Source organism: Streptomyces luteolifulvus (assembly GCF_008806595.1).
Classification (GTDB): domain Bacteria; phylum Actinomycetota; class Actinomycetes; order Streptomycetales; family Streptomycetaceae; genus Streptomyces; species Streptomyces luteolifulvus.
On sequence record NZ_VZRB01000022.1, the window covers coordinates 122,587 to 147,705 of the forward strand.

24 protein-coding genes are annotated in these 25,119 nt (G+C 70.9%); 16 read left to right on the forward strand and 8 right to left on the reverse strand.

Annotation, left to right across the window (positions count from 1 at the left end):
* Nucleotides 1-5: 5 nt before the first annotated feature.
* Nucleotides 6-809 (reverse strand): VOC family protein, encoded by an 804-nt coding sequence (locus tag F7R91_RS27820; protein ID WP_150952639.1) that lies wholly within the window; start codon nt 807-809, stop codon nt 6-8.
* Nucleotides 810-1,109: 300 nt separating this feature from the next.
* On the opposite strand from F7R91_RS27820, the gene F7R91_RS27830 reads away from it, so the two are divergent.
* Entirely contained in the window at nt 1,110-1,961 is an 852-nt protein-coding gene (locus F7R91_RS27830; protein WP_150952646.1) for a sulfurtransferase, read from the forward strand.
* Nucleotides 1,962-2,025: 64 nt separating this feature from the next.
* On the opposite strand, the gene sepH is transcribed toward F7R91_RS27830, so the two are convergent.
* The 3 genes from sepH to F7R91_RS27845 form a co-directional block, all read right to left on the reverse strand.
* Nucleotides 2,026-3,066: a septation protein SepH gene (gene sepH, locus F7R91_RS27835; RefSeq protein WP_150952650.1), complete on the reverse strand. Its 1,041-nt coding sequence runs from the start codon at nt 3,064-3,066 to the stop codon at nt 2,026-2,028.
* Nucleotides 3,067-3,461: 395 nt separating this feature from the next.
* Nucleotides 3,462-4,790, reverse strand: a complete 1,329-nt coding sequence (locus F7R91_RS27840) for a D-arabinono-1,4-lactone oxidase (protein WP_150952653.1) — start codon at nt 4,788-4,790, stop codon at nt 3,462-3,464.
* Nucleotides 4,750-5,988, reverse strand: a complete 1,239-nt coding sequence (locus F7R91_RS27845; RefSeq protein WP_150952655.1) for an MFS transporter — start codon at nt 5,986-5,988, stop codon at nt 4,750-4,752. The genes F7R91_RS27840 and F7R91_RS27845 overlap by 41 nt, the downstream gene beginning before the upstream one ends.
* 175 nt (nt 5,989-6,163) lie before the next feature.
* On the opposite strand from F7R91_RS27845, the gene F7R91_RS27850 reads away from it, so the two are divergent.
* On the forward strand, nt 6,164-7,291 hold the full coding sequence (locus F7R91_RS27850; RefSeq protein WP_150952658.1) for a ferrochelatase: 1,128 nt from the start codon (nt 6,164-6,166) through the stop codon (nt 7,289-7,291).
* 8 nt (nt 7,292-7,299) lie between these two features.
* Nucleotides 7,300-8,115, forward strand: a complete 816-nt coding sequence (locus tag F7R91_RS27855; protein ID WP_150952661.1) for an inositol monophosphatase family protein — start codon at nt 7,300-7,302, stop codon at nt 8,113-8,115.
* A gap of 159 nt (nt 8,116-8,274) precedes the next feature.
* Here the strand turns inward: F7R91_RS27855 and F7R91_RS42175 are convergent, their stop codons facing one another.
* Complete coding sequence (locus F7R91_RS42175) at nt 8,275-8,442, reverse strand: hypothetical protein (RefSeq protein ID WP_191971659.1); 168 nt, start codon at nt 8,440-8,442, stop codon at nt 8,275-8,277.
* A 413-nt stretch (nt 8,443-8,855) separates the two neighbouring features.
* Here F7R91_RS42175 and F7R91_RS27860 point away from each other — a divergent pair, with 413 nt between their 5' ends.
* The 4 genes from F7R91_RS27860 (at nt 8,856) to F7R91_RS27875 (ending at nt 12,404) form a co-directional block, all read left to right on the forward strand.
* Complete coding sequence (locus tag F7R91_RS27860; protein ID WP_046257092.1) at nt 8,856-9,509, forward strand: response regulator transcription factor; 654 nt, start codon at nt 8,856-8,858, stop codon at nt 9,507-9,509.
* A gap of 5 nt (nt 9,510-9,514) precedes the next feature.
* On the forward strand, nt 9,515-10,747 hold the full coding sequence (locus tag F7R91_RS27865) for a sensor histidine kinase (protein ID WP_150952664.1): 1,233 nt from the start codon (nt 9,515-9,517) through the stop codon (nt 10,745-10,747).
* 393 nt (nt 10,748-11,140) lie between these two features.
* Nucleotides 11,141-11,437, forward strand: a complete 297-nt coding sequence (locus tag F7R91_RS27870) for a DUF4193 domain-containing protein (protein WP_003997302.1) — start codon at nt 11,141-11,143, stop codon at nt 11,435-11,437.
* Nucleotides 11,438-11,450: 13 nt separating this feature from the next.
* Nucleotides 11,451-12,404: a hypothetical protein gene (locus F7R91_RS27875; protein WP_150952666.1), complete on the forward strand. Its 954-nt coding sequence runs from the start codon at nt 11,451-11,453 to the stop codon at nt 12,402-12,404.
* 161 nt (nt 12,405-12,565) lie between these two features.
* On the opposite strand, the gene F7R91_RS27880 is transcribed toward F7R91_RS27875, so the two are convergent.
* Nucleotides 12,566-13,027, reverse strand: coding sequence for a DUF3093 domain-containing protein (locus F7R91_RS27880; RefSeq protein WP_150952670.1), 462 nt, complete (start codon nt 13,025-13,027; stop codon nt 12,566-12,568).
* A gap of 58 nt (nt 13,028-13,085) precedes the next feature.
* Here F7R91_RS27880 and F7R91_RS27885 point away from each other — a divergent pair, with 58 nt between their 5' ends.
* The 7 genes from F7R91_RS27885 (at nt 13,086) to F7R91_RS27915 (ending at nt 19,748) form a co-directional block, all read left to right on the forward strand.
* Complete coding sequence (locus F7R91_RS27885) at nt 13,086-13,670, forward strand: PaaI family thioesterase (RefSeq protein WP_150952673.1); 585 nt, start codon at nt 13,086-13,088, stop codon at nt 13,668-13,670.
* Nucleotides 13,667-14,227 (forward strand): dUTP diphosphatase, encoded by a 561-nt coding sequence (dut, locus tag F7R91_RS27890; protein WP_150952676.1) that lies wholly within the window; start codon nt 13,667-13,669, stop codon nt 14,225-14,227. The genes F7R91_RS27885 and dut overlap by 4 nt, the downstream gene beginning before the upstream one ends.
* A gap of 1 nt (nt 14,228) precedes the next feature.
* Nucleotides 14,229-14,987, forward strand: coding sequence for a DUF3710 domain-containing protein (locus tag F7R91_RS27895; protein WP_150952679.1), 759 nt, complete (start codon nt 14,229-14,231; stop codon nt 14,985-14,987).
* A gap of 308 nt (nt 14,988-15,295) precedes the next feature.
* Nucleotides 15,296-17,839 carry a sensor histidine kinase gene (locus tag F7R91_RS27900; protein ID WP_150952682.1) on the forward strand — a complete coding sequence of 848 codons (2,544 nt, stop codon included), beginning with the start codon at nt 15,296-15,298 and terminating at the stop codon, nt 17,837-17,839.
* A complete protein-coding gene (locus tag F7R91_RS27905; protein WP_150952685.1) occupies nt 17,836-18,519 on the forward strand; it encodes a response regulator in 684 nt (227 codons plus the stop codon). Before F7R91_RS27900 ends, F7R91_RS27905 begins: the two co-directional genes overlap by 4 nt.
* 71 nt (nt 18,520-18,590) lie before the next feature.
* Nucleotides 18,591-18,989 (forward strand): OB-fold nucleic acid binding domain-containing protein, encoded by a 399-nt coding sequence (locus F7R91_RS27910; RefSeq protein WP_150952687.1) that lies wholly within the window; start codon nt 18,591-18,593, stop codon nt 18,987-18,989.
* 3 nt (nt 18,990-18,992) lie between these two features.
* On the forward strand, nt 18,993-19,748 hold the full coding sequence (locus tag F7R91_RS27915) for a DUF3159 domain-containing protein (RefSeq protein ID WP_150952690.1): 756 nt from the start codon (nt 18,993-18,995) through the stop codon (nt 19,746-19,748).
* A 58-nt stretch (nt 19,749-19,806) separates the two neighbouring features.
* Here the strand turns inward: F7R91_RS27915 and F7R91_RS27920 are convergent, their stop codons facing one another.
* On the reverse strand, nt 19,807-20,484 hold the full coding sequence (locus F7R91_RS27920; protein ID WP_150952693.1) for a potassium channel family protein: 678 nt from the start codon (nt 20,482-20,484) through the stop codon (nt 19,807-19,809).
* On the reverse strand, nt 20,481-21,155 hold the full coding sequence (locus F7R91_RS27925) for a potassium channel family protein (protein WP_150952696.1): 675 nt from the start codon (nt 21,153-21,155) through the stop codon (nt 20,481-20,483). The genes F7R91_RS27920 and F7R91_RS27925 overlap by 4 nt, the downstream gene beginning before the upstream one ends.
* A 397-nt stretch (nt 21,156-21,552) precedes the next feature.
* Here F7R91_RS27925 and F7R91_RS27930 point away from each other — a divergent pair, with 397 nt between their 5' ends.
* Together F7R91_RS27930 and F7R91_RS27935 are read left to right on the forward strand one after the other, a co-directional pair.
* Nucleotides 21,553-23,601 carry an APC family permease gene (locus F7R91_RS27930; protein WP_150952699.1) on the forward strand — a complete coding sequence of 683 codons (2,049 nt, stop codon included), beginning with the start codon at nt 21,553-21,555 and terminating at the stop codon, nt 23,599-23,601.
* A gap of 75 nt (nt 23,602-23,676) precedes the next feature.
* Nucleotides 23,677-25,008, forward strand: a complete 1,332-nt coding sequence (locus F7R91_RS27935; RefSeq protein ID WP_150952701.1) for a class I SAM-dependent RNA methyltransferase — start codon at nt 23,677-23,679, stop codon at nt 25,006-25,008.
* Nucleotides 25,009-25,119: the final 111 nt, after the last annotated feature.

Sequence of the window (25,119 nt, forward strand, 5' to 3'; positions counted from 1 at the left end):
TGGGGTCAGCGGGGCTTCTGGAGCAGGGAGAATCTGGCCCCTTCGGGGTCCGCCACTTCGGCGACGCGCCCGTGGGCGCTGTCCCGGGGCGGCTTGAGGACGTGTCCGCCCAGTTCCTCGAGCCGGGCGGCCGACTCGTCCGTCTCGGCCACTTCGAAGTACGTCATCCAGTGCGGGCCCCGGTCACGGGCCAGGGCGGTGCCCACGCCGTGGATGCCGGCGACCGGGCGGCCCCCGATGTGCAGGGTCACGTAGTCGAAGTCGGCGGAGACCACCGCCTCCTCCTCGTGGCCGAACACCGTCTCGTAGAACTTGGCGACACTGGTCGTCTCGAAGGTCAGCAGTTCGTTCCAGGCCGGAGTTCCGGGCACGCCCGAGACGGCCGTACCGAGGTGCGCGGCCGCCTGCCAGATGCCGAAGACCGCGCCGGACGGGTCGGAGCAGATCGCCATGCGTCCCGCCTCGGCGGCGTCGAGGGGGCCCACACCGACCGTGCCGCCGCACAGCCGTACCGTTTCAGCGGTCAGGTCCACATCGTCCGAGGCGAGGTAGGGGGTCCAGGCGACGGGCAGTTGCCGGTCGGGCGGCAGCTGGCCGATACCCGCCACGTCCTGGCCGTCGAGCAGCGCCCGCACATAGGGGCCGAGCTGCTGGGGGCCCGGCTGGAACTCCCAGCCGAACAGCGATCCGTAGAACTCCTGGGTCGAGGCCATCCCGTGCACCATCAGACTCACCCAGCAGGGTGTGCCGGGCGTGTGCCGGGCGTGCGTGTGGCCGTTCAGGCCGGCCGACCGCCGTCCCTCGGTCATCGCCACTCTCTCTTCTCGGCCCCTCACCGTGGCCGTGTTGCGTCCGCTCTCCGGACCCCGAGCAGATGCTCGCACCACCCGCGGTGCCGCGCGCTCCGGGCGCGCCGCAGGTGTGCTGGGCCCATGGCCGGAGAATGCCCCGTGTGCGGCCGCTCGTCCGTTTCCGTGCGATGGCCGACGGGTGTCGTTCGGCTGTACAGCACGTGCCCGATCCCGTACGCCTCGTGATCGGTGCTGTCCGGCCGAGCACAGTAGCCGGACATGGACGATGCGGCCACCCCGTGCGCAAGGATGGTGGCCATGAACGCCATCATCTCCGCATCCCGACTCGCGAGCGACCTGGGCGAGGGGACGCCGCCGGTGCTGCTCGACGTCCGCTGGCAGCTCAGCGTGGCCAGGGCGGCCGGTGAGCCGCCCTTCGACGGCCGGGCCGAGTACGAAGCAGGGCACATCCCCGGCGCCGTCTTCGTCGACCTGGACAGGGAACTGGCCTCCGCGGCCGGGCCCCGCGGCCGGCACCCGCTGCCCGACGTCGCGGAGTTCGGCGCCGCCATGCGCCGGGCGGGCGTGTCGTCCGGGACGCCGGTGGTCGTGTACGACGGCGGGCAGGGCTGGGCGGCGGCCCGTGCATGGTGGCTGCTGCGCTGGACGGGTCACCCGAACGTGCGGGTCCTCGACGGCGGGTTGCCGGCCTGGGAGGGCGCGCTGGACACCTCCGTACCCGCGCCGGCGGAGGGGGACTTCGAGCCGCAGCCGGGGGCCGTGGGGCTGCTCGATGCGGACGGTGCCGCCGCGCTGGCGCGCTCCGGCGTGCTGCTCGACGCTCGCGCGGGCGAGCGGTACCGGGGCGAGGTGGAGCCGATCGACCGGGTCGGCGGGCACATTCCGGGGGCCGTGTCCGCGCCCACGAACGAGAACGTGGCGGCGGACGGGCGGTTCCTGCCCGCGGAGGAACTGACGGCGCGCTTCAAGGAACTCGGCGCGTCCGGCGGGGCGGACGTCGGTGTGTACTGCGGTTCCGGCGTCTCCGGCGCGCACGAGGTGCTGGCGCTCGCGGTGGCCGGGATTCCGGCCGCGCTGTACGTGGGGTCGTGGTCCGAGTGGTCCTCGGATCCGGAGCGGCCGGTCGCGGTGGGACCGGATCCGCAGTAGCCGTTGCCCGCACGACGAGAGGGCCCGCTGCCGACCGGCAGCGGGCCCTCTCGCGCGAAGCCGGCTACTCCTGCTTCTTGCGCCGTGTGCCGAACACGATCTCGTCCCAGCTCGGGACCGCCGCGCGGCGGCCCGGGCGGACGCCGTCCGCCTCGGCCTGGCGGTCGGTCGCGCCGATGAGGCGGTCACGGTGGCTGCCGACGGAGCGCGGCATCAGAACGTCCGCGTACGCCGAACCGGCCGAGGCCGCGGGTGCCGGGGGTTCCTCCGCCTCCACCTCGGCGGCGGGCTCCTCCGGGACGGGGGGGTCCGCCGGGCGCTCCGGGACCACCAGGTCGCCGCGGAAGCTGGGCACGGCCTCCAACAGGCTGGTCAGCGAGTCCCGTTCGCCCGTGCTCTCCTCGGCGGGTTCCGGGGACGGCGACGGCAGGACGGGCCGCTCCTGGCGCTCCAGGGCGCGGTCCATCGCCCGGTCGCGCGGCAGCCGTGCGATGCGCGGTACGAAGGGAAAGCTGGGCTCCGGCGCGGCGAGGTCGTCGGACTCGCCGATCAGCGACCGTGCTTCGGCGTCGACGGCCTGGACGAGCCGCCGGGGCGGGTCGTAGGTCCAGCTCGCCGAGTGCGGTTCGCCCGCGACCCGGTAGACCAGCAGGACCTCCCAGGTGCCGTCGTCGCGGCGCCAGGAGTCCCACTGGACGCTGTCCTTCTCGGCGCCGCGCAGCAACAGCCGCTCCTGGACCGCCTCGCCGAGCTGGGGTCCGGCGTTCTCGCCGGGCCGGCGGACCGGGGTCTTGCGGGCCCGCTCGGCCATGAAGGCGCGCTCGGCCAGCACGGGGCCCTCGAAGCGCCGTACGCGGTCGACGGGGATACCGGCGAGCTGGGCGACCTCTTCCGCGGTCGCACCCGCGCGTATCCGCGCCTGGATGTCCCGGGGGCGGAGATGGCTCTCCACCTCGATCTCGATCTGGCCGAGGCGGGGACGGTCGCCGCGGACGGCGGCGCGCAGACGCTCGTCAATCGGAAGCGTGTACTCCGTGCTGTCCGCAGCCTTCAGCACCAGCCGTGTGCCGTCATTCGAGACGGCCACGACACGCAGTTCGGGCATGGGGACCTCCCGGGTGGTGCCTGCCGACGTCACGTGCGTCGCTGCTTCCGCTAGTCGAGTGTGGCCTGCCCGGGTGCAGCCTGCCACAACCTTGCCGAGTTGCCCGGCGTGTCGGGCGCGGGCCCTGGATCGCCGTTATGGCACGGTTACCTATTCGCAACGCTAAGTGACCAGTTACGTCACCCTGTGCAACTAGCCCCCTCCTGGCGTTCCTTGAAGGCCGCGGACGCCCAGGCGGGAGACCGGACCCAGGGCTCGCAACAGTACTCCATTTGGGCCACGTGCGTGGATTGGCACGCCGCCCGACTTCTTGCAAGAGGCCGTACCCGGCCGCCTCCGGCGGGGTGTTCGAGATCTTGAAAGTGGCGTACTTCACGCAATCGCCGGAAAGGGAACTACGCCCCCAACACCCTCCGCAAGTAGTCGTTCTGGAACAGCCGGTCGGGGTCCAGCCGGTCCCGCAGCGCGGTGAACTCACCGAATCGCGGATACACCCGGGCGAAGTACTCGGCGTCCCGGGTGTGCACCTTGCCCCAGTGCGGCCGGCCCTCGTGCGCGGTGAAGATGCGTTCGGCGGCGGTGAAGTACGCCTGATAGGGGGTGCCCTTGAACATGTGGACGGCTATGTACGCGCTGTCGCGGCCCGATGCCGTGGACAGGGTGATGTCGTCGGCGGGTGCGGTGCGCACCTCCACCGGGAAGCTGACCCGGAGACCGGATCGGTCGACCATGGCCTTCAGTTCACGCAGCGTCTCGGTGACGGCCCCGCGCGGGACGGCGTACTCCATCTCCATGAAGCGCACCCGGCGCGGTGAGGTGAAGACCTTGTAGGGGATGTCGGTGTACGTCCGCGCGGACAGGGCCTTGCTGGAGATCTGAGCGATCGTCGGGACGGCCGCGGGCGCCGCGCGGCCGACCCACTGGGCCACCTGGAAGACGCCGTTGGAGAGGAACTCGTCCTCGAACCAGCCCGCCAGCTGCCCCACCGGCTGCTCCGGGCCCGCGCTGCGGTTGTTGCGCTTGGTGTTGGTGCTGTCGGTGTGCGGGAACCAGTAGAACTCGAAGTGCTCGTTCTCGGCCCACAGTTCGTCGAACTCGGCGAGGACCCTGTCGAAGGGCATCGGCTCCTCGCGGGCCGTCAGCAGGAAGACCGGCTCCACGGCGAACGTGATCGCGGTGACGATGCCGAGGGCGCCGAGGCCGATCCGGGCGGCCGCGAACACCGCGCGCTCTTCTTCGGTCCCCTTCTCCGAGCAGGTGAGGACGCTGCCGTCCGCCGTGACCAGTTCCAGTGCCGTGATCTGGGCGGCGATGGATCCCGACTCGCGGCCCGTGCCGTGGGTGCCGGTGCTGGTGGCCCCCGAGACCGTCTGCTCCATGATGTCGCCCATGTTGGTGAGCGACAGGCCCTCGCGCGCGAGCGCCATGTTGAGTCTCTTGAGCTGGGTGCCGGCGCCCACAGTGACCGTGCCGGCTTCACGGTCGATGTGCCGGATGCCGCTCAACAGTTGAGGGCGGATCAATACACCGTCGGTGGCGGCGATCGCCGTGAAGGAGTGCCCCGAGCCGACGGCCTTGACCTTCAGACCGTCCTCGGCGGCCCTCCGTACGGCTGCGGAGAGTTCCTCGACCGAGGCGGGAGCGACCACCCGCGCGGGGCGGGCCGCGACGTTGCCTCCCCAGTTACGCCACGTGCCGTTCTTCCCGCTCGCTGTGCTGCTCAACGGTGCCTCCCCGACGCGGAGCCGGCTTGCTGAGCCGGCGGTACCCGAGGAAACCGACCGCGACCGCGACGGCCCCGGACGCCGCCGGAACCCCGTACCCGGCGCGCGCGCCGGCCGCGTCGATCACCCAGCCGGCCACGGAGGAGCCGAGCGCGACCCCCACCGCGAGCCCCGTGCTCACCCAGGTCATGCCCTCGGTCAGCTGCGCGCGTGGTACGTGCTTTTCGATGAGGGACATCGTCGTGATCATCGTGGGTGCGATGGACAGACCCGCAGCGAACAGCGCCACGGCCAGAAACGGCAAGTTTCCGACCAGTAGGAGGGGGATCATACTCACGGCCATCGCACATACGCCCAGCAACCAGCGAGGTTCGGGCGCCCCCTTGAAGTGCAGCAGCCCGAACACGATCCCCGCCGTGCAGGAGCCGGCCGCGTACAGCGCGAGCACGACGCTCGCGGCGGCCTTGTGGCCCTGCTCGTCGGCGAAGGCCACCGTGACCACGTCGACCGCACCGAAGATCGCGCCGGTCGCCACGAAGGTGGCCACCAGGACCTGGAGACCCGGTGAGCGCAGCGCGGTGCCGCCGCTGTGGTGCTCGCGGGGGTGCGGGGCGGGTTCCGTGGCCCGCTGTGCGGTCAGCCAGAAGACGCCCACGGCCAGGAAGCAGGCGGCGAGCAGCGGACCCGCCTCCGGGAACCAGGCCGTCGACAGCCCGATGGAGATGATCGGCCCGAAGATGAAGCAGACCTCGTCGACCACGGACTCGAAGGAGTACGCGGTGTGCAGCTGCGGCGTTCCCCGGTACAGGGCGGCCCAGCGGGCGCGGATCATCGCACCCAGGCTCGGTACGGAGCCGATGCCGGCGGCGCACACGAACAGCACCCAGTCCTGCCATCCGTAGTGCGCGGCGAACAGCAGTCCGGCCGCCGAGACGAGCGCGAAGAGCGTCGCGGGGCGCAGCACGCGCCGCTGCCCGTACAGATCCACCAGCCGGGATATCTGCGGGCCGATCGCCGCGGCGGAGAGGGCGATGGTGGCCGACAGGACACCGGCCAGCCCGTACCGTCCGGTCAACTGGGAGACCATCGTGACCACGCCGATGCCCATCATCGACAGCGGCATCCGGCCGACGAAGCCCGCGGCGGAGAAGCCCTTTGAGCCTGGAGCGGCGAACAGGGCGCGGTAGGGACTGGGCACGTCGGTCTCCGGTCGGGCGTGGGAAGTGGCGGCCGGCAGTCTCCGTAAGGCGTGAATGCGGCTGATACAGCTTACGAGTTAGGTGACCCTTAGCGCACCCCCGTATGCGGTCCGGGATTCCGGTCCGTCACCCCGCGGTTTCCCGGCTGTCAGTGCCGGGTGGCAGGATCGACTCATGCCAGACGCGCTCGATGTCACTCCTTACGACGCCCTGCTCCTGCTCTCGTTCGGCGGCCCGGAAGGCCCGGACGACGTGGTTCCGTTCCTGGAGAACGTGACGCGCGGGCGCGGCATCCCCACCGAACGCCTCAAGGAAGTCGGGCAGCACTACTTCCTCTTCGGCGGCGTCAGCCCGATCAACGACCAGAACCGCGCCCTGCTGGACGCCCTCCGCAAGGACTTCGCGGACCACGGCCTGGACCTGCCGGTCTACTGGGGCAACCGCAACTGGGCCCCGTATCTGGCGGACACCCTGCGCGAGATGGTCGCCGACGGTCGCCGCAGCATCCTGGTCCTCGCCACCAGCGCCTACGCCTCGTACTCGGGCTGCCGGCAGTACCGCGAGAACCTGGCCGACTCGCTCGCGGCCCTGGAGGCCGAGGGACTGGAGCTGCCGAAGATCGACAAGTTGCGGCACTACTTCAACCACCCGGGCTTCGTGGAGCCCATGGCCGAGGGCGTCCTGCGTGCCCTCGCCGACCTCCCCGAGGACGTCCGCGACGGCGCGCACCTCGCCTTCTCCACCCACTCCATCCCGAACGCCTCCGCAGACACCTCCGGCCCGGCCGAGGGCCACGGCGACGGCGGCGCGTACGTCGAGCAGCACCTCGACGTCGCACGGCTGATCGCCGACACGGTCCGCGAGCGCACCGGCGTCGACCACCCCTGGCAGCTCGTCTACCAGTCCCGCTCCGGAGCCCCGCACATCCCGTGGCTGGAGCCCGACATCTGCGACCACCTCGAGGAACGGCACGCCGCCGGAGCCCCCGCCGTCGTGATGGCCCCCATCGGATTCGTCTCCGATCACATGGAGGTCCTCTACGACCTCGACACGGAGGCCGTTGCCAAGGCTGACGAGCTGGGCCTGCCGGTGCGCCGTTCGGCCACCGTCGGAGCCGACCCGCGGTTCGCCGCGGCGATCCGCGACCTCGTCCTGGAGCGCGCCGCCGTCGAGCGCGGGCAGCAGGTCACCCCGTGCGCCCTGGGCACGCTCGGCGCGAGCCACCACCTCTGCCCCGTGGGCTGCTGCCCGGCCCGCGCCCCCCGGCCCGCCGCCGCGGGTGCCGACAGCCCCTACGCGTGAGGACCCCCGTGACCGACACCCTGCACTCGGACCTGCTCAAGCTGGCCCAGGAGGCGGCCCGCCGCGCCGGCGAACTGCTGCGGGACGGCCGCCCGGCCGACCTCGCGGTCGCCGCCACCAAGTCCAGCCCGATCGACGTCGTCACCGAGATGGACATCGCGGCGGAGAAACTGATCACGGACCTGATCTCCGGCCACCGCCCGGACGACGGCTTCCTCGGTGAGGAGGGCGCCTCCACACAGGGCACGAGCGGCGTCCGCTGGGTGATCGACCCGCTCGACGGCACGGTCAACTACCTGTACGGGCTGCCCACTTGGGCCGTCTCCATCGCCGCCGAGCAGGCCGGCGAGACCGTGGTCGGTGTGGTCGCGGCCCCGATGCGCGGCGAGACGTACCACGCGATCCGCGGCGAGGGCGCCTGGGCCACCGGCGCCTGGGAGGGCGAACGCAGGCTGGCCTGCCGACCGGCGCCGCCCCTGGACCAGGCGCTGGTCTCGACAGGCTTCAACTACGTCTCGAAGGTCCGCACCCACCAGGCCGAGGTGGCCCGGAAGCTGATCCCCCTGCTCCGGGACATCCGCCGCAGCGGCTCGGCCGCGGTCGACCTGTGCGACGTCGCCGCGGGCCGCCTCGACGGCTACTACGAGCGCGGCCTGCACGCCTGGGACCTGGCCGCGGGCGACCTGATCGCCCGCGAGGCGGGCGCACTGACCGGCGGCCGCCCCGGAGAACGCCCCACTCGCGACCTGACGGTCGCGGCCACCCCCGGAGTCTTCGAGCCCCTCCAGCGCCACCTGGAGGACCTGGGGGCCTGGCACGACTGAAGGGGGCTCCTTCGCGGCCGCCATCGCCCGCCCGCACCACGGGGCGCCCCCGCCCCCCGGCCGCCCCTGCGGCTCTCTCGCGGGCCGACGCATGGGGAACAGCAAAAACCCCGGCGCTGGATTCGCCGGGGTTTGCTGTTACTGCAAGCTGAACAGACGCTAGAACGCGCCGACCTCCACACCGTGCTCTGCGGCGAGGCGGTGCAGGTCGTCGAGCTCGGCCTGTTCCACCTCGACGAGGAAGTCGTCGCCCTCGTCGCGAGCCCGCGTCAGGTCGGACTCGGTCGCCCTTATGCGCTGCAGAAGTCCTGCGGTGAATGCGTTCATGCTGCGCCCCCTCGTCCTGGGTCGTGGGTCGGTGGCACGGGGGTGTGCCGTTCGGAAGGGACGATCACGTCTCCGGTAGGTGCCCAGCGCTGCCCTGCTGGGCGGCGACGGTGCCGGACACCCACGCCCGCTCTGCGGGAAGCGGAACGCCGTACCGCATGGTGGTGCGGCACGTGCAGAGCGTGATCGCGGGGTGTAAAGCGTCCTCCCCCCGCTCTCTTCCACGGAAACCTCAACCGCACGAGAAAATCTGGCATTCCCGGGCTTCGCACCCGTCTGTCAGGGTCCCTCCCCCGTCTTACCGCCGACTTATGGCCGAAAAGGGCAGGATGGAGGGCAACACACTCACCCGTACCCCCTGCCCGCGCATGCCCGAGAGCGCTCCGCGGGTGGACACAGGAAGGACAAGCGACGTGCGCGTACTCGTCGTCGAGGACGAGCAGCTGCTCGCCGATGCGGTGGCCACCGGACTGCGCCGGGAGGCCATGGCCGTCGACGTCGTGTACGACGGTGCGGCCGCCCTGGAGCGCATCGGCGTCAACGACTACGACGTGGTGGTCCTCGACCGCGACCTCCCGCTGGTGCACGGTGACGACGTCTGCCGCAAGATCGTCGAGCTCGGCATGCCCACCCGCGTGCTGATGCTCACGGCGTCCGGTGACGTCAGCGACCGTGTCGAGGGCCTGGAGATCGGCGCCGACGACTATCTGCCCAAGCCCTTCGCGTTCAGCGAGCTGACGGCACGCGTGCGTGCCCTGGGCCGGCGCACCAGCATGCCGCTGCCGCCGGTTCTGGAGCGCGCCGGCATCAAGCTCGACCCCAATCGCCGAGAGGTGTTCCGGGACGGCAAGGAGGTCCAGCTCGCGCCCAAGGAGTTCGCCGTGCTGGAGGTGCTGATGCGCAGCGAGGGCGCGGTCGTCTCGGCGGAGCAGCTCCTGGAGAAGGCCTGGGACGAGAACACCGACCCGTTCACGAACGTCGTGCGGGTCACCGTGATGACCCTGCGCCGCAAGCTGGGCGAGCCCCCGGTGATCGTCACCGTGCCCGGCTCGGGCTACCGGATCTGACTCCCGTGGCCACGACACCCGCGCCTCCGCAGGCGCCCCCGAAGCCCACCTGGGACCCCCGGAGGCCGGAGCAGCCCTTTCCGTGGCTGCGCCCGACCATCCGGATAAGGCTCACCCTGCTGTACGGCGGCATGTTCCTGATCGCCGGCATCCTGCTGCTGTCGATCATCTATCTGCTGGCCGCGCAGGCGCTGAACGTGGGCAGCGATCTGCCGTTCAAGATCACCGAGGGCAAGGTCACCAGCCAGGTCTGCGATCTGCCCGGCCAGGCCTCGCCCGACGTGTTCAACCGCGCGATGAGCGAGTGCGTCAACGAGCAGCGCCAGCACGCCCTGGACAGCCTCCTCAGCCGCTCGCTGCTGGCCCTGCTGGGCCTCGCGATCATCGCCTTCGCCTTCGGCTACGCCATGGCGGGCCGCGTTCTGTCGCCGCTCGGCCGGATCACCCGCACCGCGCGCGCGGTGGCGGGCTCGGACCTGTCGCGCCGGATCGAGCTGGACGGCCCCGACGACGAGCTGAAGGAGCTGGCCGACACCTTCGACGACATGCTGGAGCGGCTGCAGCGGGCCTTCACCGCCCAGCAGCGCTTCGTGGGCAACGCCTCGCACGAGCTGAGGACTCCGCTCGCGATCAACCGGACGCTCCTGGAAGTGCATCTGTCGGATCCGAACGCCCCCGTGGAGCTGCAGCAGCTCGGCAAGACACTGCTGGCCACCAACGAGCGCAGCGAGCAGCTCGTCGAGGGCCTGCTGCTGCTCGCCCGCAGCGACAACCAGATCGTCGAGCGCAAGCCGGTGGACCTCGCCGAGGTGGCCGAGCAGGCGATCGACCAGGTGCACGCCGAGGCGGCGGCCAAGGGCGTCGTCATCCGCGGCGAGCAGAAGCCGGCGGTCGTCCAGGGCAACGGTGTGCTCCTGGAACGGATCGCGCTGAACCTCGTACAGAACGCCGTGCGGTACAACGTGCCCGAGGACGGCTGGGTCGAGGTGAACACCGAGGTCCAGCACGGTCAGGCGGTCCTTGTGGTGGCCAACACGGGGCCGGTCGTGCCGGCGTACGAGGTCGACAATCTCTTCGAGCCGTTCAGACGGCTGCGGACGGAGCGCACGGGCAGCGACAAGGGCGTCGGCCTCGGTCTGTCCATCGTCCGGTCCGTGGCCCGGGCGCACGGCGGGCACATCTCGGCCCAGCCGCGCGAGGGGGGAGGGCTCGTGCTGCGAGTCACCCTGCCGGTCTGAGATCATGGCGCCGACATACGGGGATGTTCGCTTTGCGCGGAATTTCCAGCCCGCCGACCTGGGTACCCCATGTGTGATCGATCACAAGGGCGATTTTCCGGCCATCTACTCTCCGTGATCATGTGGACTGTCGGAAAGCCGGGAAAATCCGGGTTTTCGGGGGTCCTGATCACGGGAAGTACAGGGTGAGGCGCCTTTGAAGTGCGGCCCAGGGACCGTGTACGGTCCCGTTCGCCATCCAAGCCGATCACTCTTGAGGAGTCCGGTTGGGTGTCGATTGAGTAACAGACCTTGATGTGAGGCAAAATCTCCGCCTCGGGTCGGGCACAAGTCCGGCCTCTCACGCGTTACGTGCGCTGGAGACACCGCAGACACCCAGAGGGGGAGAGCGACATGGCAACGGATTACGACACCCCACGCAAGACCGACGACGACGTCGACTCGGACAGCCTTGAAGAGCTGAAGGCCCGGCGGAACGACAAGTCGACCTCCTCGGTGGACGTCGACGAATTCGAGGCCGCCGAGGGTCTTGAGCTGCCCGGTGCCGACCTCTCGAACGAGGAGCTCGCGGTCCGGGTGCTCCCGAAGCAGCAGGACGAGTTCACCTGCATGAGCTGCTTCCTGGTGCACCACCGCAGCCAGCTGGCCCGGGAGAAGAACGGCCAGCCGATCTGCCGCGACTGCGACTGAGGGCGGGTCGGCCGTGACTGGCTCGACCCCTCCTCGGAAGCGCCGCCTTTCCCTGAGGAAGGCGGACCAAGGGCCGTTCGACGGCCCTCCCGGCGCGCATGACGACGAGCGGGGCTCATCCGGTACCGGAGCGGCCTCGCTCGAACCGGCCGCCGGCGTGGATCACCTCCCGGTACCTGCCCAGACCCCCGCGCCCGTCGCCAGGCGACGGGCGGCGGTGATCCGGGACAGGGCCAGGGAAGGCGTCCGCAAGGGCGGCAGCCGCGCCAGGGCGGGCCTGGCCTACCTCGCCGACCGGATCATCGAGATGGCCCCGCGTATCCCCGTACGGGACCTTGCGACGCTCCGCCGGCAGTTCCCGGGCCTCGGGCCCGAGCAACTGGCGGACAAGCTCGTGGCGGGCGCCGCGAACGCGACATCGACGGTCGGGGCGGGGATCGGGGCGGCGGCGATGCTGCCCGTGCCGCCCGCGATGCCGACGGAACTGGCCACGGAGATCACCGGCGTGGCCGCGATCGAGCTGAAGCTGATCGCCGAGCTCCACGAGGTCTACGGCGTGCGGCCACCGGGAAATCTGAAGGAGCGCAGCACCGCGTATCTGAACTCCTGGTCGGGGGAGCGCGGGATCGACGTGACCAGGCCGTCGACCGTGGGCTCGGCGCTGAACGGGCACATGAAGAGCCAGCTGCGCCAGCAGATCATGAAGCGCACGGTGCGCAACCTGCCGAACCTGATGCCCTTCCTGGTGGGTGCCGCCGTCGGAGCGGTGATGAACCGCCGGGACACCAGGAAACTCGCCGCGCGGATCCGCGCCGATCTGCGCAAGATCCAGGTGCCGTGGGACACCCTGACCGACCTTCCCCGGCTGGAGCCTCCGCCGGACCCGCTCCAGATGGGCGAGATCGCCAAGGAACTCGGTCACCGGCCCGGCCGCCTCGGCCACGGGCACCAGCACTTCGGGCAGTGACCGTCCGGTCGCCCGCCGGGCGACGCCCGCAGGTCCCGCTAAGCGCTCCGCTGGAAGTGCCGCGATGCGTCGTCGGCCGTCTGCGTCGCCGTCGTGGCTGGTCGCGCAGTTCCCCGCGCCCCTTCAGAGAGCCCCCGAACCGTAGCGTTCGCTCGACCTGCTTAGGCCGTCGCCCGCGCCGCCTCCAGCGCCTGGGCGAGGCGCTCCGGATTCCGTGTCGACAGGTACAGGTACGGCGTCGGGTCGTCCGGGTCCGTGACCTCCACGCGCAGGGCCCCGGGGATATAGGCCCGCAGCAGCAGGAATGCTCGGGTGTCGGCCTTGTACGTCCGCCAGGCGCGGGCCTCCTCCGCGTCCAGCACCTCCGCCTTCCCGAGCGCCGTCACGGGGATCTTCGCCTCGCCCGCGATCAGGAAACCGCCCACGACCCGGATGCGCGGGGAGCCGTACGCGCTGGCGACGACCGCCGCGGCCGCGGTGCCGCCGACCAGGCCGCCGAGCATCGGCAGGGTGCCGAAGGGCAGCAGGATCAGGGCCATGGAGACCCCGACCAGGAACGAGATCAGCCACCAGGAGCGGGGGGCGGTGAGACGTTCTTCGTACGGGGTGGCGGAGGGCTGCATGAGGCCAAGCTTGGCACGGTGTCCGGACGATGCCGACGCGCGGGTAAGGTCTGCGGCTGTGAGTCGTACTTCCGCAGCTCTTCAGCCTCCCGCCGACGCCGTGAAACCCGTGCGGCACCCTGATGCCCCCGCGCCCGGTGAGCTTCTCGGTGCGCACTACGAGCAGTGTTTCGGCTGTGGCGGCGAGCAGCCCCACGGGCTGCATCTGGAGGCGCGGGCCGGGGAGGGCGTGTCGCTCACCGCCGAGTTCACCGTGCAGCCCGCCCACCAGGGCGCTCCGGGTCTCGCGCACGGCGGTGTGCTCGCCACCGCCCTCGACGAGACCCTCGGCTCGCTGAACTGGCTGCTGCGGACGATCGCCGTGACCGGGCGGCTGGAGACCGACTTCGTCCTGCCCGTGCCCGTCGGCACGGTGCTGTTCCTGGAGGCCGAGGTGACGGCGGTGGCCCGGCGGAAGATCTACTCGACCGCCACCGGACGCATCGGCGGCCCCGACGGACCCGTCGCCGTCCGTGCCGACGCGCTCTTCGTCGAGGTGAAGGTCGACCACTTCATCGACAACGGCCGCGCGGAGGAGATCCGGGCCGCCATGAGTGACCCGGACCAGATCCGGCGGGCCAGGGCCTTCGAGGTGAACCCGTGAGCGGTGGCCCCCGCCGGGAACTCCCGGTGCTGATCCGGCGCGTCGACCCGGACGTACCGTTTCCGGCGTATGAGCATCCCGGCGACGCGGGAGCCGATCTGCGGACGACCGAGAGCTGTGAACTGAAGCCGGGGGAGCGGGCCGTGCTGCCCACGGGAGTGTCTGTGGCGCTCCCTGAGGGGTACGCGGCCTTCGTGCACCCGCGATCCGGTCTCGCCGCACGCTGCGGTGTCGCTCTCGTGAATGCCCCGGGGACGGTTGATGCCGGGTACCGTGGGGAGATCAAGGTGATCGTGGTGAATCTCGACCCGCGCGAGTCCGTGCGGTTCGAGCGCTTCGACCGGATTGCCCAACTGGTCGTCCAGCAGGTCGAGAGGGTCCGCTTCCAGGAGGTCGCGGAACTTCCCGGCTCGGCACGGGCCGAGGGGGGCTTCGGGTCCACCGGAGGCCATGCCGCGGTGGACGGCGACAGCGGCACAAGTGGTCCGGCCGCCGCAGGCGGCGGGGCGGGTGGGAATCGATACGCTTCGGTCGTATCCGACCGGGAAGGACAGTGACGTGTTCGGACGTCGCAAGAAGAGGGATGCCGCCGAGGGCGCGGCCGGCGAGGCCGAGCAGGTCGTCGACAGTGTCGACACTGAGGCGGACGTGGACGATACGCGCGAGCGCGTGCGGCTCGAGCCGGAGCCGCGGCCCGACGGGCCCTGGGACAGCGCCGAGGTCCGTGAGCCGGGCGAGGGCCGGGTGGACCTGGGCGGTCTGTTCGTGCCGGGCGTCGACGGCATGGAGCTGCGGGTGGAGGTCGCGGGCGACGCGATCGTCGCGGCGACGGTCGTGCTGCGCGACAGCGCGATCCAGTTGCAGGCCTTTGCCGCTCCCAAGCGGGAGGGCATCTGGGGCGAGGTCCGCGAGGAGATCGGCTCCGGTATCACCCAGCAGGGCGGCATCATCGACGAGGTCGAGGGTCCGCTGGGCTGGGAGCTCCGGGCCCAGGTGCCGGTGCAGCTGCCGGACGGCACGGGCGGCTTCCAGGTCGTGCGGTTCGTCGGCGTGGACGGGCCCCGCTGGTTCCTGCGCGGGGTGATCTCCGGCCAGGGCGCGGTGCAGCCGCAGGCCGCGGGCCTGCTGGAGCAGATCTTCCGGGACACGGTCGTGGTCCGCGGCGAGGGCCCGATGGCGCCGCGCGATCCGATCGTCCTGAAGCTGCCGAACGATGCGCAGATGGTGCCCGAGGGCGTTCAGCAGGAGGAGGGTTCCCGCTTCTCCGGCGGCATGGGACAGCTCCAGCGCGGACCGGAGATCACCGAGGTCCGCTGAACATCTCCGCCGGGAGAACTGTTCGAGAGCCGCACCCCGACAGGTGCGGCTCTTTGCGTGCACGGCCACGCAGGCACAGAACCGCACTGTTCGCCGCCCTCGCCGGCCGCCGCGCATGACGTAACGGTGCTCGATCCGGCGGACCGGGTGCTGGAGCTGAGTGACGGGGAGGCTGTCGGGTGGTGAAGTCGCCGTCGCGTCAGGGTTGCGTCAAAGACTGTCCACGCGCCGCTTCCGGCGCCGTATGGCGTGATTGTGGGTCGTATGGTCGACGCTGCGCAGGCAGCTGACCGGAAGACAATGGGGCCATGGGACGCGGCAAGCTTCGGATCTACCTCGGTGCGGCACCGGGCGTCGGCAAGACGTACGCGATGCTGTCCGAGGCGCATCGCCGCGTCGAGCGGGGCACCGACTGCGTCATCGGCTTCGTGGAGCACTACGACCGGCCGCGCACCGAAGTGCTGCTGCACGGCCTGGAACAGGTGCCGCGCAAGGAGATCGAGTACCGGGGCGCGACCTTCGGCGAGATGGACGTCGACGCCGTGCTGCGGCGCGCCCCCGCCGTCGCCCTGGTGGACGAACTCGCCCACACCAACATCCCGGGCTCGCGCAGCGCCAAGCGCTGGCAGGACGTGGAGGAGCTGCTGGCGGCCGGCATCGACGTGATCTCGACGGTGAACATCCAGCACCTGGAGTCGCTGGGGGACGTCGTCGAGTCCATCACGGGCGTACGGCAGCGGGAGACCGTGCCGGACGAGGTGGTGCGGCGAGCGGACCAGATCGAGCTGGTCGACATGTCGCCACAGGCGCTGCGCCGCCGGATGGCGCACGGCAACGTCTACCAGCCCGACAAGGTGGACGCGGCCCTGTCCAACTACTTCCGGCCCGGCAACCTCACCGCGCTGCGCGAGCTGGCGCTGCTGTGGGTGGCCGATCGGGTCGACGCGTACCTGAAGCAGTACCGCAGCGACCACCGCGTGTCGAAGATCTGGGGCTCGCGCGAGCGGATCGTGGTCGGCCTGACCGGCGGTCCGGAGGGCCGCACGCTGATCCGCCGGGCGGCGCGCCTCGCGGAGAAGGGCGCCGGCGGCGAGGTGCTGGCGGTCTACATAGCCCGCAGTGACGGGCTGACCGCGGCCTCGCCCAAGGAACTGGCCCTGCAGCGCACGCTGGTGGAGGACCTCGGCGGCACCTTCCACCATGTCGTCGGCGACGACATACCGGCCGCGCTGCTGGACTTCGCGCGCGGTGCGAACGCCACCCAGATCGTCCTCGGTTCCTCGCGCCGCAAGGCCTGGCAGTACGTCTTCGGGCCCGGCGTCGGCGCCACGGTCGCCCGTGAGTCGGGGCCCGACCTCGACGTGCACATCGTCACCCACGGCGAGGTCGCCAAGGGACGGGGGCTGCCGGTGGCCCGGGGCGCGCGGCTCGGCCGGTCCCGGCTCGTGGGGGGCTGGCTGGTCGGCGTGCTGGGGCCGGTCGTCCTGGCGTTGCTGCTGAGCACCGTCGACCTGGGCCTCGCCAACGACATGCTGCTGTTCCTGACCGTGACGGTGGCGGCGGCGCTGCTCGGCGGGCTCTTCCCGGCGCTGGCCTCGGCCGCGGTGGGCTCCCTGCTGCTGAACTACTTCTACACACCGCCGCTGCACCACTGGACGATCGCCGACCCGAAGAACATCGTCGCCATCGCGATCTTCGTCTCGGTGGGCGTGTCGGTGGCGTCCGTGGTCGACCTCGCCGCCCGCCGCACCCACCAGGCCGCCAGACTCCGGGCGGAGTCGGAGATCCTCTCCTTCCTCGCGGGCAACGTGCTGCGCGGCGAGACCGGCCTGGAGGAGCTGCTGGAGCGGGTGCGCGAGACGTTCGGCATGGAGTCGGCGGCCCTGCTGGAGCGGCAGAGCGATGTCGACCCCTGGACCTGCGCGGGGCGGGCGGGCCTGGGGCGGCAGGTGGACCGGCCCGAGGAGGCGGACGTGGACGTGCCGGCCGGGGACCACATGGCGCTCGCGCTGACCGGTCGGGTGCTGCCCGCCGAGGACCGTCGGGTGCTGGCCGCCTTCGCCGCCCAGGCGGCCGTCGTCCTGGACCGCAGCCGGCTTCAGGAGGAGGCCGAGCGGGCCCGGACGCTGGCGGAGGGCAACCGCATCCGTACGGCCCTGCTGGCCGCGGTCAGCCATGATCTGCGGACGCCGCTGGCCGGGATCAAGGCGGCCGTCTCCAGCCTGCGCTCCGACGACGTGGCGTGGTCCGAGGAGGACCGGGCGGAGCTGCTCGCGGGCATCGAGGAGGGCGCCGACCGCCTGGACCACCTGGTGGGCAATCTGCTCGACATGTCCCGGCTGCAGACCGGCACGGTCACCCCGCTGATCCGCGACACCGACCTCGACGAAGTGGTGCCGATGGCGCTCGGCGGGGTTCTTGAGGGCAGCGTGGACCTGGACATTCCGGAGGTCCTGCCGATGGTCCGGGTGGATGCCGGGCTGCTGGAGCGGGCCGTCGCGAACCTGGTCGAGAACGCCGTGAAGTACAGCAGGCCCGGCAAGGGCGTCATGGTGTCCGCCAGCGCCATCGCCGACCGGGTCGAGGTGCGGGTGGTGGACCGGGGGCCGGGCGTCCCGGACGACGCCAAGGAACGTATCTTCGAGCCCTTCCAGCGCTACGGCGACGCCCCGCGCGGAGCCGGCGTCGGACTCGGCCTCGCGGTCGCCCGCGGCTTCGTCGAGGCGATGGGCGGCACCCTCGCCGCCGAGGACACTCCGGGCGGCGGCCTCACCATGGTCCTCTCCCTTCGTGCGGCGGGAAGACGCCCGGAGCTCGTTCAGCCGGTGGAATCCGAAAGGCAGGCTTCATGACCCGGGTGCTCGTGATCGACGACGAGCCGCAGATCGTGCGCGCCCTCGTGATCAACCTCAAGGCGCGCACGTACGAGGTCGACGCGGCGCACGACGGCGCCACCGCCCTCCGGCTCGCCGCCGCGCGCCACCCCGATGTGGTCGTCCTCGACCTGGGCCTGCCGGACATGGACGGTGTCGAGGTGATCCGGGGCCTGCGCGGCTGGACACGCGTGCCGATCCTGGTGCTGTCCGCCCGGCACTCCTCCGACGAGAAGGTCGAGGCGCTGGACGCCGGCGCCGACGACTACGTCACCAAGCCCTTCGGCATGGACGAACTGCTGGCCCGGCTGCGGGCCGCCGTCCGCCGCGCCGAACCCACGGGGGGCGACGAGGACGCCGTGACGGTCGAGACCGAGGCGTTCACCGTCGACCTGGCCGCCAAGAAGGTCAACCGGGATGGGAAGGACGTACGGCTCACCCCCACGGAGTGGCATCTGCTGGAGGTGCTGGTCCGCAACACCGGCCGGCTGGTCGGCCAGAAGCAGCTGCTGCAGGAGGTGTGGGGGCCGTCGTACGGGACAGAGACGAACTACCTGCGGGTGTACATGGCCCAACTGCGCCGCAAGCTGGAGGCGGACCCCTCGCATCCGAAACACTTCATCACCGAACCCGGGATGGGGTACCGGTTCGAGAAGTGAGCCCGGGCCACCGGTTCGAGTGGTGGGGCTGCGGGTACGTTGCCGACAGTGCGTCCCGGTACGCTTCAGACATGAGTGCTGTTCCTCGATCGGAGAAGCCGGCAGGCCGGTTCCGGCGCATGCTCGACCGGCTTTCCTCCTCGCAGGAGGACCTGGAGTCGGAGGAGCTGCGGGAGGATGCCGAGACCGCGGGCTGTATCAAGATCGGCGACTGTCACGACCGGCAGATCGTGACGGTTACTGGTACCTTGCGCACGGTCACCCTGCGGCCGCGCGCCGGGGTACCGGCCCTGGAGGCCGAGCTGTTCGACGGCTCCGCCGCACTGGACGTGGTCTGGCTCGGCAGACGCTCCATCCTGGGGATAGAGCCGGGGCGCAAGCTGATCGCATCCGGGCGGATCTCGATGAGCCGGGGCCGCCGGGTGCTGTTCAATCCGAAGTACGAACTGAGACCCCTCGGACGGGAGTAGCCGGTGACGTCGCTCGACAAGCCGACCGAAGACACTCAGCAGCACGACGCCCGGGCGGTGACCGAGGCGGCGCTGTTCGAGGCGTTCGGCGGAGTGCGGGGCATGGTGGAGACCGTCCTTCCCGGTCTCCTCTTCGTCACCATCTACACGATCAACAAGGATCTGCACTGGTCGGCCATCGCCGCGCTCGCCGTGTCGCTGGTCCTGGTCGTGGTCCGGCTCGTGCGCAAGGACACCGTCAAGCACGCCTTCAGCGGGGTCTTCGGCGTGGCCTTCGGTGTCGTCTTCGCGATGATGACCGGCAACGCGAAGGACTTCTATCTGCCCGGCATGCTCTACACGCTGGGTCTGGCGCTGGCGTACATCATCACGACCCTGTGCGGTGTCCCGCTGATCGGTCTGATCCTCGGGCCCGTCTTCAAGGAGAACCTCTCCTGGCGCAAGCGGAACCCGGGCCGGAAGAAGGCGTACGCGAAGGCGAGTTGGGCCTGGGGCCTGATTCTGCTGGCCAAGTGCGCGATTCTGTTTCCGCTGTACTGGTGGGCCGACACCGAGCAGCTGGGCTGGGTGCTCGTCACACTGAAGATTCCGCCGTTCCTGCTCGCGGTGTGGCTGACCTGGGTGTTCCTGGCCAAGGCGCCGCCGCCGATCGATGTGTTCGCGGAGCTGGAGGCGGCGGAGAAGGCTGAGCAGGAGCGGGAGGCCGCGCTCGCCGCGGAGCGCGGTGAGGCGGGCGGCCGCCACCGGCGGGAGGCGTAGGACCTGGGGGCTGTCGCCCCCAGACCCCGACCCCCGCCGCTTCGGCGGCAGGGCAGGCTCAGCCCGCCGCATCCTCCCGACGGACCGACAGCAGGTCCTCCAACTGCTCCTCACGGGCCTGTGCGGCCACGAAGAGGAGTTCGTCGCCCGCCTCCAGGGAGTCCTCCTGGGACGGGGTCAGGACACGGGTGCCGCGGATGATGGTGACCAGGGACGTGTCCTCGGGCCACTCGACATCGCCGACCTGGGTGCCGGCCAGGGCCGACTCCTCGGGCAGGGTCAGTTCCACGAGGTTGGCGTCGCCGTGGCTGAAGCGCAGCAGGCGGACCAGGTCGCCGACGCTCACCGCCTCCTCGACCAGGGCCGACATCAGGCGGGGGGTGGAGACCGCCACGTCCACGCCCCAGGACTCGTTGAACAGCCACTCGTTCTTCGGGTTGTTCACCCGGGCGACGACGCGCGGAACGCCGTACTCCGTCTTGGCCAGGAGCGAGACGACCAGGTTGACCTTGTCGTCGCCGGTCGCGGCGATCACGACGTTGCAGCGCTGGAGCGCCGCCTCGTCCAGGGACGTGATCTCGCAGGCGTCGGCGAGCAGCCACTCCGCCTGGGGGACGCGCTCGACCGAGATCGCGGTCGGCGCCTTGTCGACGAGCAGGACCTCGTGGCCGTTCTCCAGCAGTTCGCCCGCGATCGAGCGGCCGACCGCACCGGCACCGGCAATGGCGACCCTCATCGGTGACCGCCTTCCTCTTCGGGACCCTTGGCGAACGCCGCCTCGACCTTGTCGACCTCGTCGGTGCGCATCATCACGTGCACCAGGTCGCCCTCCTGCAGCACCGTCTGCGAGGTGGGCAGGATCGCCTCGCCGAGCCGGGTCAGGAACGCGACCCGGACGCCCGTCTCCTCCTGCAGCTTGCTGATCTTGTGGCCGACCCAGGACGCGGAGGCGTGCACCTCGGCGAGCTGGACGCCACCGGTGGGGTCGCGCCACAGCGGCTCGGCGCCCGAGGGCAGCAGCCGGCGCAGCATCTGGTCGGCCGTCCAGCGGACGGTCGCGACGGTGGGGATGCCCAGGCGCTGGTAGACCTCGGCGCGCCGGGGGTCGTAGATGCGGGCCGCGACGTTCTCGATCCCGAACATCTCGCGGGCCACGCGTGCGGCGATGATGTTCGAGTTGTCACCGCTGGAGACGGCGGCGAAGGCGCCGGCCTCCTCGATGCCCGCCTCGCGCAGGGTGTCCTGGTCGAAACCGACGCCGGTGACGCGACGGCCCCCGAACCCGGAGCCCAGTCGTCGGAAGGCGGTGGGGTCCTGGTCGATCACGGCGACCGTGTGCCCCTGTTGCTCCAGGGTCTGGGCCAGTGCGGAACCCACTCTTCCGCAGCCCATGATGACGATGTGCACGACCGTCCTTCCGGTGTCAAGAGTTACTGCTCAGCCACATCAGGGTCTCAGACCGACGCCCAAGCTACACACGCGCGGTAGGACGACGGCACCCCTGTGCACGGTTGCTCCGGGATCGATATCAGCGGGTCAGCGGCGGCTGATGCTGCGGACGCTGGCAAGGGTCAGGAATCCGAGGCCGACGAGAGCGGCCGTGGCGCCGATCAGCTCTGCGGTCGCGTGCATGGAACCTCCGAGGGCGGCGACGGGGCGGGGTTTGTCATATAGGCATGGGGCCCGCCGCACCTGCGGAATCCGCAGCGGGGACCGTCCGTGAATTCACTCGTCAGGCAGAGGACGCGCGGTTGAAGGGTGGTGGGTGGGCGCTCCCCTGTTCGAAGCCTTACGATCCTCTGTTGTGTCCAAACTGACCGACGTGCCCAAGCGGATCCTGATCGGGCGCGCACTGCGCAGCGACCGGCTGGGCGAAACGCTCCTGCCGAAGCGCATCGCACTCCCCGTCTTCGCCTCCGACCCGCTGTCCTCCGTGGCGTACGCGCCGGGAGAGGTGCTGCTGGTCCTGTCCATCGCGGGCGTGTCGGCGTACCACTTCAGCCCGTGGATCGCCGGGGCGGTCGTCGTGCTGATGTTCACGGTGGTCGCCTCCTACCGGCAGAACGTCCACGCCTATCCGAGCGGCGGCGGCGACTACGAGGTGGCGAACACCAACCTCGGCCCCAGGGCGGGCCTCACGGTCGCCAGCGCGCTGCTCGTCGACTACGTCCTCACCGTCGCCGTCTCCATCGCCTCCGGCATCGAGAACCTCGGCTCCGCCGTCCCCTTCGTCGTCGAGCACAAGGTGCTCTGCGCGATCGCCGTGATCGTGCTGCTGACGCTGATGAACCTGCGCGGGGTCAAGGAGTCGGGCTCGCTGTTCGCGATTCCGACGTACGTCTTCGTCGCGGGCGTCTTCATCATGATCGCGTGGGGTGCGTTCCGCGGGCTCGTCCTCGACGACACCATGCGGGCGCCGACCGCGTCGTACGAGATCAAGCCCGAGCACCAGGGACTGGCCGGTTTCGCGCTGGTGTTCCTGCTGCTGCGCGCCTTCTCCTCCGGCTGTGCCGCGCTCACCGGTGTCGAGGCGATCTCCAACGGCGTCCCGGCCTTCCGCAAGCCCAAGTCGAAGAACGCGGCGACCACGCTGGCGATGATGGGCCTGCTCGCCGTCACCATGTTCTGCGGCATCATCGCCCTGGCCATGGCGACCAACGTCCGCATGGCCGAGAACCCGGCCGTCGACCTGATCCACAACGGCGTCGCGGTCGGCTCCGACTACGTCCAGAACCCGGTGATCTCGCAGGTCGCCGAGGCCGTCTTCGGCAAGGGCAGCTTCCTGTTCATCGTGCTGGCCGCGGCCACCGCGCTGGTGCTGTTCCTGGCCGCGAACACCGCGTACAACGGCTTCCCGCTGCTCGGCTCGATCCTCGCGCAGGACCGTTACCTCCCGCGCCAGCTGCACACCCGCGGCGACCGCCTCGCCTTCTCCAACGGCATCGTTCTCCTCGCCGGCGCGGCCGGACTCCTCGTGTGGATCTACGGAGCCGACTCGACCCGGCTGATCCAGCTCTACATCGTCGGCGTGTTCGTGTCCTTCACGCTCAGCCAGACCGGCATGGTCCGTCACTGGAACCGCCATCTGAGGACGGAGAAGGACCAGGCCAGGCGCCGCCACATGATCCGCTCGCGGGCCATCAACACCTTCGGCGCGTTCTTCACCGGACTGGTGCTGGTCGTCGTCCTGGTCACCAAGTTCACCCACGGCGCCTGGGTCGCGCTGCTCGGCATGGTGATCTTCTACGTGACGATGTCGGCGATCCGGCGCCACTACGACCGGGTCGCCGACGAGATCGCGGCCCCCGAGGGCCCGAGCGACGACAGCGTACGGCCGTCCCGGGTCCACTCCGTCGTCCTGATCTCGAAGATCCACCGTCCGACCCTGCGGGCGCTGGCCTATGCCAAGCTGCTGCGCTCGGACACGCTGGAGGCGCTCAGCGTCAACGTCGACCCGGCGGAGACCAAGGCGCTGCGCGACGAGTGGGAGCGGCGGAACATCGACGTACCGCTGAAGGTGCTGGACTCGCCGTACCGCGAGGTCACGCGACCGGTCATCGAGTATGTGAAGGGGCTGCGCAAGGAGTCGCCGCGCGACGCGGTGTCCGTGATCATTCCCGAGTACGTGGTCGGCCACTGGTACGAGCATCTGCTGCACAACCAGAGCGCGCTGCGCCTGAAGGGCCGGCTGCTCTTCACGCCGGGTGTCATGGTGACCTCGGTGCCCTATCAGCTGCAGTCCTCCGAGGCGGCCAAGATCCGGGCCCGCAAGCGGCAGGACTGGAACGCGCCCGGTGCGGTGCGCAGGGGGCCGGCCCAGGAGCGGCCGAAGGAGCCCAGCGCGAAGAACTGACGTATCCGCTCAGCCCGTAGACTGGTGGGCTGTTGTCCGGCCGTATCTCTCTTGACGTTGTGGAGTCACCCCGCCATGCAGGCAGAACCGAAGAACACTCAGGCGGGGTCGCTGGTGGGGGAGGAGTACGAGGTCGAGGTCGGCCCCGTCGCCCACGGCGGGCACTGCATCGCCCGTACGGCCCTTGGACAGGTGCTGTTCGTCCGGCACGCGCTGCCCGGTGAGCGGGTCGTGGCCCGGGTGACCGAGGGCGAGGAGGGCGCCCGGTTCCTGCGCGCGGACGCGGTGACGGTGCTGTCGGCGTCCAAGGACCGGGTCGAGGCGTCCTGCCCGTACGCCGGCCCCGGCCGCTGCGGCGGCTGCGACTGGCAGCACGCCAAGCCGGGCGCCCAGCGGCGGCTGAAGGGCGAGGTGATCGCCGAACAGCTCCAGCGGCTCGCGGGCCTCACTCCCGAAGAGGCCGGCTGGGACGGGACCGTGATGCCGGCCGAGGGCGACAAGCTGCCCGCCGGACAGGTACCGGCCTGGCGGACGCGCGTGCAGTACGCGGTGGACGCCTCCACGGGACGGGCGGGTCTGCGCCGCCACCGCTCGCACGAGGTCGAGCCGATCGACCACTGCATGATCGCGGCGGAGGGCGTCAGCGAGCTGGGCATCGAGAAGCGCGACTGGACGGGCATGGCGTCCGTCGAGGCGATCGCGGCGACGGGGTCGCAGGACCGGCAGGTGATCCTGACGCCCAGGCCGGGCGCACGGCTGCCGATCGTCGAACTGGACAAGCCGGTGTCGGTGATGCGGGTGGAGGAGAAGGACGGGGGAGTGCACCGCGTCCACGGCCGCCCCTTCGTCCGCGAGCGCGCCGACGGCCGCACCCACCGGGTCGGCAGCGGCGGCTTCTGGCAGGTCCACCCGAAGGCGGCGGACACTCTGGTCACGGCGGTCATGCAGGGCCTGCTGCCGCGCAAGGGCGAGATGGCGCTCGACCTGTACTGCGGCGTGGGCCTGTTCGCGGGCGCCCTCGCCGACCGCCTCGGCGAGAAGGGCGCGGTGCTCGGCATCGAGTCCGGCAAGCGCGCGGTGGAGGACGCCCGGCACAACCTCGCCGCCTTCGACCGGGTCCGCATCGAACACGGCAAGGTCGAAACCGTCCTCCCGCGCACGGGCATCACAGAGGTCGACCTCATCGTCCTGGACCCGCCGCGGGCGGGGGCGGGCCGGAAGACGGTCGAGCACCTCACCGCACTGGGCGCACGCCGCATCGCCTACGTCGCCTGCGATCCGGCGGCGCTGGCACGGGACTTGGCGTATTTCCGGGACGGGGGGTACCGGGTGCGGACGCTCAGGGCGTTCGATCTGTTTCCGATGACGCATCATGTGGAGTGCGTGGCGATTCTGACGCGTAAATAGGTCCAGGTCAGGGGCTGTTTGGGCAGGGCTGGGTGCCCGGTGGTCGTCGAGGCCGCCGGGCACTTGGTCTGTGAGCGGTCAGGCTGCGCCTTCGATCGGGTTGAGGGTGAC